The sequence below is a fragment of the Vibrio sp. Vb0349 genome (genome assembly GCF_033338975.1).
The window spans coordinates 190,197-204,206 of record NZ_JAWOTS010000004.1 but is presented as its reverse complement, the minus strand read 5'-3'; the positions used below and the strand labels follow the sequence as shown (position 1 = coordinate 204,206).

Annotated in this window: 14 protein-coding genes; 9 read left to right on the top strand and 5 right to left on the bottom strand. The window is 46.2% G+C overall.

The features are described 5' to 3' along the window. The first annotated feature begins 27 nt into the window (after window positions 1-27). The 4 genes from R7Q47_RS07315 to R7Q47_RS07300 all read left to right on the top strand — a co-directional run bounded on the left by R7Q47_RS07315 (window position 28) and on the right by R7Q47_RS07300 (window position 4,228). Window positions 28-810 carry an enoyl-CoA hydratase/isomerase family protein gene (locus tag R7Q47_RS07315; RefSeq protein ID WP_206954241.1) on the top strand — a complete coding sequence of 261 codons (783 nt, stop codon included), beginning with the start codon at window positions 28-30 and terminating at the stop codon, window positions 808-810. Continuing rightward, a complete protein-coding gene (locus tag R7Q47_RS07310) occupies window positions 803-2,851 on the top strand; it encodes an acetyl/propionyl/methylcrotonyl-CoA carboxylase subunit alpha (protein WP_206954239.1) in 2,049 nt (682 codons plus the stop codon). Before R7Q47_RS07315 ends, R7Q47_RS07310 begins: the two co-directional genes overlap by 8 nt. After that, a complete protein-coding gene (locus R7Q47_RS07305) occupies window positions 2,832-3,734 on the top strand; it encodes a hydroxymethylglutaryl-CoA lyase (protein WP_318088823.1) in 903 nt (300 codons plus the stop codon). Before R7Q47_RS07310 ends, R7Q47_RS07305 begins: the two co-directional genes overlap by 20 nt. 173 nt (window positions 3,735-3,907) lie before the next feature. After that, window positions 3,908-4,228, top strand: coding sequence for a DUF1840 domain-containing protein (locus tag R7Q47_RS07300; RefSeq protein WP_085569099.1), 321 nt, complete (start codon window positions 3,908-3,910; stop codon window positions 4,226-4,228). A 98-nt stretch (window positions 4,229-4,326) separates the two neighbouring features. On the opposite strand, the gene R7Q47_RS07295 is transcribed toward R7Q47_RS07300, so the two are convergent. Next, entirely contained in the window at window positions 4,327-5,193 is an 867-nt protein-coding gene (locus tag R7Q47_RS07295; RefSeq protein WP_005373258.1) for a mechanosensitive ion channel family protein, read from the bottom strand. Window positions 5,194-5,530: 337 nt separating this feature from the next. Between R7Q47_RS07295 and R7Q47_RS07290 the strand changes: the two genes are divergently transcribed. Then, complete coding sequence (locus R7Q47_RS07290; protein WP_154204285.1) at window positions 5,531-6,079, top strand: sugar O-acetyltransferase; 549 nt, start codon at window positions 5,531-5,533, stop codon at window positions 6,077-6,079. Window positions 6,080-6,088: 9 nt separating this feature from the next. Here R7Q47_RS07290 and R7Q47_RS07285 read toward each other — a convergent pair whose 3' ends face one another. Then, on the bottom strand, window positions 6,089-7,522 hold the full coding sequence (locus R7Q47_RS07285; protein WP_005373261.1) for a PLP-dependent aminotransferase family protein: 1,434 nt from the start codon (window positions 7,520-7,522) through the stop codon (window positions 6,089-6,091). 136 nt (window positions 7,523-7,658) lie between these two features. On the opposite strand from R7Q47_RS07285, the gene R7Q47_RS07280 reads away from it, so the two are divergent. From R7Q47_RS07280 to R7Q47_RS07270, 3 genes are read left to right on the top strand one after another with little or no spacing between them, the layout of a single operon-like run. Further along, on the top strand, window positions 7,659-9,023 hold the full coding sequence (locus tag R7Q47_RS07280; RefSeq protein WP_248486422.1) for a cytochrome ubiquinol oxidase subunit I: 1,365 nt from the start codon (window positions 7,659-7,661) through the stop codon (window positions 9,021-9,023). 28 nt (window positions 9,024-9,051) lie between these two features. Continuing rightward, window positions 9,052-10,059, top strand: coding sequence for a cytochrome d ubiquinol oxidase subunit II (gene cydB, locus R7Q47_RS07275; RefSeq protein WP_005382693.1), 1,008 nt, complete (start codon window positions 9,052-9,054; stop codon window positions 10,057-10,059). Window positions 10,060-10,079: 20 nt separating this feature from the next. After that, window positions 10,080-10,208, top strand: a complete 129-nt coding sequence (locus R7Q47_RS07270) for a DUF2474 domain-containing protein (RefSeq protein WP_074190543.1) — start codon at window positions 10,080-10,082, stop codon at window positions 10,206-10,208. 70 nt (window positions 10,209-10,278) lie between these two features. Here the strand turns inward: R7Q47_RS07270 and R7Q47_RS07265 are convergent, their stop codons facing one another. The 3 genes from R7Q47_RS07265 to R7Q47_RS07255 all read right to left on the bottom strand — a co-directional run bounded on the left by R7Q47_RS07265 (window position 10,279) and on the right by R7Q47_RS07255 (window position 13,126). After that, window positions 10,279-11,034, bottom strand: a complete 756-nt coding sequence (locus R7Q47_RS07265; RefSeq protein WP_005382695.1) for a PhzF family phenazine biosynthesis protein — start codon at window positions 11,032-11,034, stop codon at window positions 10,279-10,281. A 424-nt stretch (window positions 11,035-11,458) separates the two neighbouring features. Beyond that, window positions 11,459-12,115 carry a hexitol phosphatase HxpB gene (gene hxpB, locus R7Q47_RS07260; RefSeq protein ID WP_042523570.1) on the bottom strand — a complete coding sequence of 219 codons (657 nt, stop codon included), beginning with the start codon at window positions 12,113-12,115 and terminating at the stop codon, window positions 11,459-11,461. 129 nt (window positions 12,116-12,244) lie between these two features. Next, window positions 12,245-13,126 carry a LysR family transcriptional regulator gene (locus R7Q47_RS07255; protein WP_248486424.1) on the bottom strand — a complete coding sequence of 294 codons (882 nt, stop codon included), beginning with the start codon at window positions 13,124-13,126 and terminating at the stop codon, window positions 12,245-12,247. A gap of 97 nt (window positions 13,127-13,223) precedes the next feature. On the opposite strand from R7Q47_RS07255, the gene budA reads away from it, so the two are divergent. Then, window positions 13,224-14,009 carry an acetolactate decarboxylase gene (gene budA / locus R7Q47_RS07250; RefSeq protein ID WP_005373273.1) on the top strand — a complete coding sequence of 262 codons (786 nt, stop codon included), beginning with the start codon at window positions 13,224-13,226 and terminating at the stop codon, window positions 14,007-14,009. Window position 14,010: the final 1 nt, after the last annotated feature.

Genomic DNA, 14,010 nt, shown 5'->3' with positions numbered 1-14,010 from the left:
ACTGAAATGTCAGACAAAGGAAGTCACATGACCGGACTACTGCTTGAAAAAGACAGCAATGGCGTTGCCTGGTTGAGCCTGAATCGGCCAGAAAAACACAACGCGTTTAATGACGCATTGATTGCCTCACTAATTGAGACACTAGAACAGCTCGAAAAGGACGATTCTCTCCGTGCACTGGTGTTAACTGCACAGGGAAAACACTTTTCTGCGGGAGCAGATCTGGGCTGGATGCAGTCAATGGCCACCAAAACCGAGAGTGAAAACCTGCAAGATGCACAGCAACTAGCAAAACTTTTGCATACGCTGGATACCTTTAGCAAACCAACCATTGCTATGGTGCACGGCGCTGCATTTGGCGGCGCACTTGGGCTTATCTGCTGCTGCGATATCGCTATTGGTACACCTGAAAGCCGCTTTTGTTTGAGTGAAGTAAAGCTCGGTTTATTACCCGCTACCATCGGACCTTACGTAATCCGAGCGATTGGACAACGACAAAGCCGACGCTACTTTTTAACCGCGGAACCGATTGATGCCGAAACCGCGCTATCGATGAGTATTCTTCATCAGATAGACGCTCAACCACGTGAAGCCGTCAATCGCACCATTGATCACCTGCTCAACAACGGTCCACAAGCCATGCAGGCTGCAAAAGCACTTTGTTTACGCTGTGATAACCAACCTATCGATCATTCATTAATTGAATACACCAGCCAGGCTATTGCAACCGCTCGCGTGTCCAGCGAAGGACAAGAAGGACTAGCTGCATTTTTTGAAAAGCGCGCCGCCAATTGGAGGAATCATGTTTAAAAGAATACTGATCGCAAACCGCGGTGAAATTGCCTGCCGAATCATTAAAACCGCAAAAAGCATGGCTATAGAGACGGTTGCCGTCTATTCCGAAGCGGATCGCAGCAGCTTACATGTTAAACAAGCGGATTTCGCTGAATGCATTGGCCCCGCTCCGGCGAGTGAATCGTATCTCGATATCGATGCGATTATCGGCGCTGCGAAAAAATGGCAGGCCGATGCTATCCACCCTGGGTATGGTTTTCTTTCCGAGAACCCGAAACTGGCGAAAGCGTGCAGCGAAAATGGCATTGTTTTTATTGGCCCTTCCACCAGCGCAATTGAAGCAATGGGTTCGAAGTCGCAAGCCAAAGCCATCATGTCTGAGGCGAACGTGCCCTTGGTTCCCGGCTATCACGGCACAGACAACAGCGTAGAGCACTTATTAGCGGAAGCTGAAAAAATCGGTTACCCAGTGATGCTTAAAGCAACACAAGGTGGCGGCGGCAAAGGCATGCGAGTGGTCAACAGCGCAGCCGAAATGCCGCTGGCTATCGACGGAGCGCAGCGTGAAGCACTGTCAAGCTTTGGCGATAAGCAGCTTCTAATCGAAAAATGCATATTGCAGCCTCGCCACGTGGAAGTTCAGGTATTCGCTGACCAGCGTGGCAACTGTGTCTATCTTTCTGATCGCGATTGTTCCATTCAGCGTCGTCACCAAAAAGTAGTCGAAGAAGCACCAGCTCCCGGTCTTAGTGATGAACTGCGTAAACAAATGGGTGAAGCTGCGGTTCAGGCCGCTCAAGCGATCGACTATGTTGGCGCTGGCACGGTGGAGTTCTTACTCGATAGCCGAGGTCAGTTCTACTTCATGGAGATGAATACCCGTCTGCAAGTTGAACACCCTGTCACTGAATTGATCACCGGCGTTGATTTGGTGGAGTGGCAATTCAAAGTCGCAGCTGGCGAGCATTTACCTATTTCGCAATCGGAAATCACCCACAACGGTCATTCAATTGAGCTGCGAATTTACGCAGAAGATACAGACAATGACTTTATGCCGTCGACTGGCCGCATTGATTACTTAAAAGAACCCGTATCAGACAGTAGTGTGCGCCTAGCGTGCGTACGCGTTGATAGTGGTGTTACCCAAGGCGATAGCATCAGCGAATATTACGATCCAATGATCAGCAAACTGATCGTCTGGGGGCAAACTCGTGATATCGCTCTAAAGCAGATTAAGCAGGCGTTAACTCAATATCACGTACGTGGAGTAACGACAAACATTGGTTATCTGCACAGTATTATTTCGCAGCCAGCCTTTGCCGAGATTGAGCTCGATACAGGTTTCCTCGTAACACATCAACAAGGCATAAATGAGCAGCAAGACGTGTCGGATTCAATCTGGCTTACATTGGCGGCGGTTGCTCGTTGGAATGATCTCATTTCAAAATCAGACAGCTCAACGTTACCCGCGCCAACCAAACGAGGTTTTAGACTGTCGGTTGACAACGTTTACCGATTTAACTTCACGGATGCCAATGCCAACCATCAGGCACGTTTGCAACAATCATCGCAAGATACAGGATCTCACTTCACTGTCCGATGTGGTGAGGAGCTGCATCAGGTCATCCTGCTTGAAAGTGACAACCAGTTTATCGTCGATATTGATAATGTGCGTTACACCTTTAATGCACTTAGCAACGAACAAAAGACAACACTATTTTATCTTGGTCAGCAGCGCACGTTCGCTCATCAACCTAACTTTGACTCTGCAAAAGATGTAGATGATGAACTAAGTCCAACCGCACCACTCAACGGCATAATTTCAGCAGTTATGGTGGCTAAAGGTGACGAAGTGGCGGCGGGCGATCCGCTTTTGGTACTCGAAGCAATGAAAATGGAATACACCATCACGGCTCCGGTAGCAGCAAAAGTCGACGAATTGTTTTATCAGCACGGGGACCAAGTACAGCACGGTTCCATCCTGCTGAATTTGTCTTTGATATCGGATAACGTCAGTGAAGATAAGGAGCGCGAATATGCTACCAGCGAAGGTTAATATCGTCGAAGTCGGCGCTCGTGATGGTCTGCAAAATGAAACGGCAGTGACGCTGGTTGATAAAATCCGTTTGATTAACCAACTAAGCAGCAGTGGCTTAAAGCATATTGAGGCTGGATCTTTCGTCTCTCCAAGGTGGGTGCCTCAAATGGCCGATTCCGATCAGGTGTTTGCTGGTATCTCAAAAAAGCCTGAAGTGGTTTATAGCGCGCTCACACCAAATCTCGCAGGGTTAGAACGTGCGCTGGAAAGCGGTGTAAAGCGAATTGCGGTGTTTGGCTCCGCTTCAGAAACGTTCAGCCAGAAGAACATCAACTGCAGCATTACCGAAAGCCTCGCTCGATTTGAACCCGTTATCGAATTGGCGAACCAGCACAACATTCCTGTACGCGGGTACTTGTCTTGTACCATGGTGTGCCCATATGAGGGAGTAATCAAGCCAGAGCAAACTACCAAGGTCGCCAATACGTTGTTTGATATGGGATGTTATGAGATTTCGCTCGGTGATACTGTCGGTAAAGCAACGCCTAATCGCGTTATCGCCATGCTGGATTCGTTGTTAACGCTACTGCCAAAAGACGCGCTCGCAGTACATTTTCATGACACTTATGGGCAAGCATTAGCCAATATCTATCAAGCCTTGTTAATGGGCATCAACACCATTGATAGCGCAGTAGCGGGGCTCGGCGGCTGCCCTTACGCGAAAGGAGCCAGTGGTAATGTTGCAACGGAAGATATACTTTATCTGTGTGAGCAACTTGGGATTGAAACGGGCGTTGACCTTGGCGTCATCAATGAAGCGGGTTGGCAAATTTGCCGTGCGTTAGGAAAGTCTCCTGCTTCTAGGGTCGCATTAGCTCTGGGCGATCCGTATAGCTTGTAAATCATCAACAACCAATCAGGTAATGTATTTCAACGGGCATGCAGACGTACGTGCCCGTTTTTTGTTGTTACTCATAAAAACCTTAACGCTCAACGGTCTTCATCACATTAATTAGTATCTGATTTCAGCTACAATTTAGTTTCAAACCGAACATATAAAACAGGATCAGGTAAATGCTCATAACATTTCGTTGTCGAAGCCACTCAAACGTCACAATGTTTGGTGATATTGCATTAGATATGCTCAAAATGATGGGTCACAGCGGCACGGTGCCGGGATCAATTTCCGCTCAAGATGTTCCTGACGCGCTATCAAAATTAACTTCTGCTCTATCTGCGAAAAATGCAGCTGAAGAAAACCTCCCTACTGATGTAGACGAAGAGGAAGAACAAGCAGAGCCCTCGGTAAGCCTAGGACGCAGAGCGTTTCCACTGATTGAGTTGCTAAAATCAGCAATCAAAGAAGAATGCGAAGTCATGTGGGACAACCAATAACGCCTTCAAACTGGTTTCTAGCGAGGTGAATCCGTGTTGTGACCGCCTCGCTATGGTTACTCGACACCAAGATAAGAACACCAATACCGCTTATCGCCCTATCCGTTTCTCTCCCTAGACAACTTGATTTGCCCATCAATGTGCACATCTCGTTGTGGAAACGCGATTTCAATGCCGTGCTTTTCGAAAGCTTCGTAGATTTCAAAACGCATGGCACTTGCGACCGAGCGAATACCGCCCTCAACCGTTGAGTTAATCCAAAAATAAGATTCGAAGATCAAAGCATTGTCACCAAAGTCTTGAAAAAACACATCTGGCGCTGGCGAACTCAGAACTTGCGCTTGCTGCGAAGTCACTTCCGCCATTAGGGCAGCAACCTGTTTGACATCGCTCCCATACGCGACGCCGACGACGACCGAGCCACGAACTAATCTGTCGCATAACGTCCAGTTGATCACCACGTTCTCAATCAACTGACTGTTGGGTATGAGCATATGAACACCATCGGTTCGTCTGATTCTCGTTGAACGTGTATTTATTTGCTCGACAGTGCCTTTGGCGCCCTCAACCTCTAAAAAGTCCCCAATTCGAATTGGCTTTTCACCAATCAAAATCCAGCCACTTATGAAGTTGTTAATGATGTTTTGCGCACCAAAACCGAAGCCGATAGCGATGGCACCAGACAGAAAGGCAAACGCGGTAATTGGCACATTGATCATCGAAAGTGTGGTCATAAAAATAATGGCGAGAGCGATGACAAATAATATCCGTTTAACCAAATGAATCACGTTTGGGTCTTTCCCCGATGAGGACATTCTTGACGTAACGGTTTTGATCAAAATTTTTGATAACCATAAAGCGACAATCACCCATGTCGGCACCATCAATATCGCCCATAACGTGATAGGTTGTTCGTTAAAGGTAAACAGCGTTGTTTCTAAAAATGAAATGACCCGTTCGAACATAAAGTGCTCACTCTTGATTCATCGTTGCCAGCAAGCCAGAGCGCATAAGTCTTAAATTTTTAGGTCAATCGATAGCGCAAGCGGCTCAACTAAGTTCTTCTTATTAACTATATTGTAATCTACGTAAAACGCTTCGAGTGGTTTCCCACTTTGGCTTCAACCGATTAAGCCATTTAGGGAGCACGTCTTTGTGAACTAAACGAGCCAATCAACCAACTGGATACGCAAGGCAAATCAGTGATAGCTTTCTGATTTTTAAGCGTCAAATTTTCACTTCGAATCACTCTCACTTATTATTATGCACCTTATTGCAATTTATATTGATGGAATGATTGTTATGTCAGAACTGACTCGGATGCGCTCTGGAGAAACCTATAATTGTCTGGATGAAGAACTAAAGCTAATGCGCGCCAAAACTGCGCAGCTTGTCTTCCAGTTTAACCACGAACCAAACCCAGATATCCGTAGACAGCTATTGGCGGAAATGGGCGTCCAATTAAAATATAGCGCCTGTATAGAGCCACCGCTACAACTTACCTACGGTTGTCACTTGTCCATCGGAGAAAACACCTACATCAACTGGGATGCCATTATTCTGGACAATGGACAGGTTGAGGTTGGCGCGAACGTCATGATTGGGCCTAGAGTGCAAATTTACACAGCCGCTCATTCACTCGATACGCAAAGACGCTTAGCCGGAGATGAGATCGCCAAACCGGTAAAAATCGGCAATAACGTTTGGATTGGTGGGGGCGCTATCATACTGCCAGGCGTGACCATTGGTGATGAGGCCGTCGTCGGCGCTGGCTCTGTCGTAACCAAAGACGTTGCGCCGGGCGATCGAGTTGTTGGAAATCCGGCGCGCTCCATTAAACCAAAAAACTGAAGAAAGTCGCTATTTCGCCAAATGATCGCGAATAATATTAGCGAGCAGATTGAGAGCATGAACATATTTGTCATTGAGCTCAAAAGAAGCGTTAAGACGAATACAGTGATCGTATTGTTCTGTCAGGCTGAACATCTTTCCCGGTGCGATGCTGATATTACCTTTTAGTGCTTCTCGATATATCGGCAAGGCATCAATATGCTTGGGGAGCTCTAACCAAATAAAGTACCCACCGCTTTGGCTTAACACTTTGACTGCTTCAGGTAACAGCTCACTAAGCAGAACCGTCATCTTACTTTTACGTTCAAACAGCTTTTTCCGTAACTGCTTCAAATGCGATTCATAATTGCGGCTTGTTAAATAGTGCACCAATGTCATTTGCACTGGTGCACTCGTCGCTAATGTACTCATTAACTGTAACTTTTGTACCTCTAGCGCCCGCTTTCCCGCCGCAACCCAACCAATACGTAGCCCTGCGATTAATGATTTTGAAAACGAGGAGCACAACATGGTATTACCCGTGTCATCAAACATTCTTAGTGGGTAAACCGAGTCATTCTCGGCATGCAGTTCGCTGTACACATCATCTTCAATTACTGGCACGTTATATCGCTGTGTCAGTTCAATCAGCTTTTGTTTTTTCTCGTTGGAGAGCGTAAAACCCAGAGGATTCTGGAAGTTCGACATCAGCCAGCACGCTTTCACATCGTGTGTTTGCAGCGCTCGTTCCAATGAGTCTAGGTCAATGCCCGTGACTGGGTCTGTTCTTACTGAGAGCGCTTTCAAACCTAACCGCTCTAAGGATTGCAATGCACCATAAAATGCAGGCGACTCCACAACCACCCAATCTCCCGGTCTTGTGCAGGCTTGCAAACTGAGCGTTAACGCCTCCAGCGCGCCTGCCGTAATGACAATTTCATCGGGTGAAATTTCAATGCCTTTCGCAGCATAACGCTTCGCGATGATGGTGCGTAATTGCTCGTTTCCCGGCGGTAAGTTATCAAAGGTGGTGGAAATCGGCATATTGCGAGCGGCTGCGCTCATCGCCCGATTCACGTGATATCGTGGGTACAAACTTGGGTCTGGATAGGCAAAGCCAAAATTGATCATGGATGGATTTTTACTCGCCTGCAGAACATCAAAGATAAACTCATTGATGTCTACCTGCTCAGTCCACGAAACCGCGGCTGGCGCTTGGGGTTCATTTGAGCTCTTAATATTGGGCGCGACTCGATAACCAGATCGCGGCTGTGACGTGACCCAGCCTTGAGATTCCAGAATTTGATACGCGTGCAACACCGTCATCAAGCTCAAACCCGAGTGTTCAGATTGGCGACGCAGCGAAGGCAGCTTGTCACCCGGATGCCATATCCCCGATTTTATCTGCCTTTTAAGCTGTTCCACTAACTCTTGATACTTCGCCAAACGCAAATCCCCTTCCATAAAGCCGAATTCAAAATAATAACACTTCAATATTTAATCTGTTATAGGTTTATAGTCACTGTCTGTACCTACTTCCCTCATTCCGCTCCTTTTAAAATAGCTCTCTCATAAAACTTAAAAGATCAAAGGAAGTTTAATGTTTGGCCTCGACGCATTTATGCTTGCACGGATACAGTTCGCCTTTACCGTATCCTTTCATATTATTTTCCCCGCTATCACCATAGGTTTGGCCACCTATCTCGCTGTGCTGGAAGGCTTATGGCTAAAAACACGTAATCCCGATTACCAAAATCTCTATCACTTCTGGTCGAAAATTTTTGCGGTTAACTTTGGAATGGGTGTTGTATCTGGTCTTGTCATGGCCTATCAATTCGGCACCAACTGGAGTGGTTTCTCCGACTTCGCTGGTTCTATCACTGGCCCATTACTGACTTATGAAGTGTTAACGGCTTTCTTTCTCGAAGCCGGATTTCTTGGCGTAATGCTGTTTGGGTGGCGTCGCGTCGGCGAAAAGCTGCACTTTTTTGCAACCTCGATGGTGGCGTTAGGAACGATCATTTCGACGTTCTGGATTCTCGCCTCCAACAGTTGGATGCAAACGCCACAAGGCTATGAAATTGTCGACGGACGTGTGGTGCCAACCGACTGGTTTGCTATCGTTTTCAATCCTTCATTTCCTTATCGTTTGGCGCACATGAGCGTCGCGGCTTTCGTCAGTTCAGCACTCTTTGTAGGCGCGTCAGCCGCTTGGCATTTATTGAGAGGCAATCAATCGACTGCGGTAAAAACCATGTTTTCGATGTCGCTCGGGATCTTAGTGTTCCTTGCGCCACTCCAAGCCGTGATTGGCGATGTGCACGGGCTAAACACTCTGGAACACCAGCCCGCCAAAATCGCTGCCATCGAAGGACATTGGGATAACAGTGATGGCAAACCAACCCCATTGATATTGTTCGGCATGCCAAACATGGAACAAGAACGCACAGACTATGCCTTAGAAATTCCTGTTCTAGGAAGTTTGATCCTACGCCACAGTTTAACTGAGCCAATCCCGGCGCTGAAAGACTTCCCGAAAGAGGAACGACCGAACTCACCTATCGTCTTTTGGTCATTTCGAATCATGGTCGGGCTAGGACTTCTGATGATTTTACAGAGCTTCTACAGCATATGGTTACGAAAAAAGAACACGCTTTATACCTCGCGTTGGTTCCTCAAGTTTTCATTGTTTATGGGGCCATCTGGTCTTATCGCAATACTCGCTGGCTGGTTTACGACAGAGGTTGGTCGGCAACCTTGGGTCGTTTATGGCGTACAAAAAACGCGTGATGCGGTTTCTGCACACGGAGACCTACAAATGAGCATCAGCCTGCTGTGTTTCCTTGTTGTATACAGCTTGGTATTTGGTTTTGGTTATTACTACATGATCCACCAAATCAAGAAAGGCCCCGATGCAATCGAACACGATGAGCACGACATGACGACCGTTTCAGGTCGCATTTAGAATTTGTCACAAAGTGAAGGTAGAAAATATGCATTTTGATTTATCCGTGATTTGGTTCGCGATCATCGTTTTTGCCACTTTGATGTACATCATCATGGATGGCTTCGATTTGGGTATTGGAATACTGATGCCCTTCATCAAGGATGAAAAACAAAAAGACGTCATGGTCAACAGTGTCGCGCCAGTTTGGGATGGCAACGAAACTTGGATTGTGCTTGGAGGCGCATCTCTATTTGGCGCTTTTCCGATGGCTTACGCGGTGATTATTGAAGCGCTAACCATCCCTTTAACGTTGATGTTGATTGCTTTGATCTTTCGTGGCGTAGCGTTTGAGTTTCGCTTTAAAGCATTGGAAAACCACTTAAAGTTCTGGGATCGCTCTTTTATGGTCGGCTCGATTTTAACCACGTTTTTCCAAGGCATCGTTGTTGGCGCGGTAATTCAAGGCTTTGCGGTGGAAAACCGCGTCTTCGTAGGTAGCCAACTCGACTGGCTCAGCCCTTTTCCCATCTTTTGTGGTTTGGGTTTAGTCGCAACGTACGCGCTGCTTGGTAGCACATGGCTCATCATGAAGACGGAAGGTGAACTGCAAAACACGATGCACCGCTTCACTAACAAAACACTACTGGCGATGATCTCCGCATTAGTCATTGTGAGCGCTTGGACTCCACTTGCTTACCCTACCATTGCGGAAAGATGGTTTTCTCTGCCGAATTTGTTCTACTTACTGCCCGTACCAGTCATTACTGGACTGGTATGTTTGAAGATTGCTGACTCCGTTAAAAAGCGTAAAGAGCGCAGCCCTTTCGTGATGGCGCTAGTGATCGTGATTCTCGGGTTCGCAGGGCTTGGCATCAGTATCTGGCCAAATATCATTCCTCCTAGCATATCAATATGGGAAGCAGCGGCTCCTGCAAGCAGTCAGCGCTTTATGCTCGTTGGAGCAGTGATCATCATCCCGATCATTCTGGCTTACACCTTTTGGAGTTACTACGTCTTCTCCGGAAAAGTAAAAGAAGGCGAAGCGTACCATTAACGAGTTGATAAGGAGTGAGTATGAAAATCAAAAATTGGTGCCGCCAATGGGCTTGGATGATTGGAATATGGGTCGTTAGCGTCGCTGCATTAGGGTTAGTGTCTATGTTATTTCGCGTCATGATGACCGCTGCAGGGTTAAAATCTTAGCTCGGCACTTTTAAGTCAATAAAAAATGGGGACCTCTAGCTCTTGCGTTAGGAGCTAGAGGCGTTTACATTCAAGTCCGACTTTTCACGTGTGCAGACAATACGATCGTAGATTCTGAACCACGAGCCACTTCAAAATAACCACCAGCACGAGATAGCTGACGAGCCGTCAATTTTTCTTTGCCCAGCTTTTCAAACCAATAAGGCGCTAATGAGCACTGAGCCGAGCCTGTGGCAAGATCTTCTGAAATACCGATTTTAGGTGCAAAGTAACGCAGCACATAGCCACTATCAGAGCTTTGAGCCGTCACGATGACCGCATGAAACTCATCAATTTTAATCAGCTCATCAAAGTTAGGTTGATAGCGAACAACATCATCTTCGGATTCGAGAACAACAACCAAATCACGCGTTGTAAAAGCATCTACGGGGTCATTGGAAAAGCCTGAAATACCCAAGGGGATGGCATGAGGCTTGGCTTGCCAACTTGGCATCACGATCCTGTACATTCCATCCAGTCCAGTAACGGTAATATGGCCATACTGGCTTTTTAGAATGATCTCATTCTGATGATAGTTGGAAATGATTGCAGCGCCTGCGCCCAAACTTCCGTGTCCACATAGGTTGATCTCTCCTTCTAGGCTAAACCAGCGAATGTGGTAGTCACTGCCAGACTGAACCATAAATGATGTGACAGGTTGAGCGACCTGATGAGTGATTTGAAGTAATTCAGAATCACTCAGCCAGTGATTTAGTTCGACAACGCCACAAGGGTTACCTTTAGCCAATTCATCACAAAATACATCATATATTTGCGCTTTAATCATCCATCATCCTTGCTGTTTAACGCCGCATTAAGTTGTAAACAACGCTATCACTAACCCGAAACCACTACACTGCAAAAACGAAACCTAAAAATGACAAGCCTCGGGAGTTCCTCTTAAATGCTTTGTTAGTCTTTTTATGCATCTATCTTGGCTAGTTCAACCGTAAAACCCATGTTTTGTAACCGTCAACTGTGATGACGCAGGTTTACTTTTGAAAAAAAATGGCAAGTGCACTTCACCTTTCTTCTTGTTTCTTAGGGTTGATTATATCGGCCTCTTCGTAGCCTTCTTTGATCAAATATGCAACGACATTAAGCTTCATTTCATCCCTCACCACTCCTACACATAAGCAACTAACATCTCATCAAAGCTCTCTATATGGTATGACATCTGTCATAAATATTACTAATCGTAATGAATAGCTTTATCCTATTAAATCCACTAAATGGCTTTCATTAAACTCTGATAGCTTTTGCAGCTTTAGACTGGCTTCATTAAACTCTTGGTAGAACTTATCAGGTTGAGGTATCACGACTGTTTTTATGTTTGCTCGTGTTGCCGCAAGCATGCCCGAATAAGAGTCTTCAAAGGCAATACAGTTACTTGAATCTACACCTAGTTTATTGATTGTTGAAAGGTAGACATCTGGCTCTGGCTTACCCTGCTCTACATCGTCTGACGATGATATCGCGTCAAAGTAACTGGCAATACCGAGTTTGTTCAAAATGATGGGAATGAGTTGATAAGGTGAATTAGTAGACAACCCTATCTTAAGCCCTTTTTCCTTAAGCAATTTGAGTGTTTCTGTAACACCCTCTAATTCGCATCCTTTTTCAATTATTAATGCCTCCACTTTATCCACAACAGCATTCTCTACTTCCTCTAGGCTCTTTTCTTGCCAAGGATTACGTTCATACCAAAACCTTGTTACTTCACCTGTCGTCATAGTTGCAGTCTGCTTTGACAGCACTTCGGTCACTTGGACACCAACTGATGAAAACACCAGCTTTTCCGCTTCCTTCCACAAAGGTTCTGAATCAATCAGCAACCCGTCCATATCAAAGACCGCAGCGTATATCATTGGTACATCCTCAGTAAGTTCTATTCGTGGAGTAAGATTTGTCTATTCAACCAAAGCATAGCTTTGCATATAACGAGTGAGAGTATCACATTTGCCTGTGGCTATCAGAGCCAGTTCGATGACTCATCTTTAAGCCTCAACATGACCGATGTTCGTGGCTACTTTTAACGCTTGTTTATTGAGATTAGACGCCTCCCAAGCAACGACAACACGACTGGTTAGGGGGATATCATCAATCTCGGCGACTGTCGCGGAATCATCGAGATGTTCAGCCAGTGAGCGCGGAACGAGAGCGATACCTAACCCAGCCTGCGCCATGGCAATCGTCGTACGAAGTTGCGGTGCTGCGAACTGTGGTTCGAGCCTTACTCCTGCGTCGGCAAAAAGTGTGCTCATGCCATCAAACAATGCGGGGCCCGTCTCTCGTGGAAACAGTAAAATTTTATGGCCTCTCAACTGTTTCATCTGGATACAGGGATATTTTGCCAGTTCGTGCCCCGCCGGAATCACCGCGACAAACGGGTCGTTAAACAACACCTTGTGCTCAAAAGGCTCACTGGCGTAACAGGGTAGCCGCATGATTGCGAGATCAAGTTGTTTGCTTTTTAACTGAGTGGCAAGCTCTGGCATTGATAGTTCCGCCGTCTGTAAATGAACCCCATTCTCTTGAATACGCCCCACCCTCTCTAATACCTTAATGCAAGTTGATGTTGACGTTGCGAACCCGATTTTAACCTGCGTATTTTCACCACGGGCAATCTGTCGAGCTTTTGCTTTAGCGCGTTCCACATCAGCAAGAATATTTACCGCATCCGTATAAAAGACTTGCCCTGCATGGGTCAGCTCTACTCCTCTAGACAAGCGCTTAAATAGGTCTACGCCAAGCTCGTGCTCTAACTTTTTGATTTGTTGACTTAAAGGAGGTTGCGCAATCCCTAGCTGTTCAGCTGCTCGGGTAAAGTGACGAGTCTCGGCGACCGCGACAAAATACTTCAGGTAGCGAAATTCCATATATTTTCCATATCAAAATAAATCTTTTTTATATTGGATTTAGCACCGTGTAGAAGTCAATCTAAATATACTCTTCATTGCATAACTGGTCTTACTCATGCGTGGATTTTATAACCCTCTATGTGCTTGTTCGCTTGAAGTAGCGAAAGAATTTTCTGAATACCATCACGTTACCGGAGATGGTGAGATTTATCAGACTTCGTTAATGAGTGCTTTGATCGCTGGTGTTTACGAAGGCTCGACAACCATAGAAGAACTGCTAAAACATGGGGATTTTGGTTTAGGTACGTTCAATGAATTGGATGGTGAGTTGATTGCGTTTGATAAGGAAGTTTTTCAACTCAAGTCGGATGGCTCCGCAAACCCGGCAGACCTGGCGCAAAAAACGCCCTTTGCTGTCATGACTTTTTTTAAGCCTGATATCGAGCTGCCACTAACATCGCGCATGTCACGTCATGAAGTCCATAGCCTCATAGACGACATGGTTCCAAGCGATAACCTATTTTGCGCAGTGCGCATTGATGGCGTTTTCGATTCAGTTCGTACTCGTACCGTACCTAAACAAACACGCCCTTATCGACCAATGCTTGAAGTGGTCAAAGAACAACCAACATTCCGCTTCACGCATAAGCAAGGCGTGGTCGCCGGCTTTCGCAGTCCTAAATATACGACTGGCATCAATGTACCCGGCTATCACGAACATTTTATTACCGATGACCGCCAAGGAGGTGGTCATATCCAGGATTACAGCATTTCGTCAGGATTTCTCCAGATTGGCAAAGTCTCGCGGCTAGTGATTGATACCCCGGTATCGACAGACTTCCTCAACGCCAATTTGGCTCCGGAAGATATAAATACCGCCATAGAAAAGGCGGAAAAGTAAC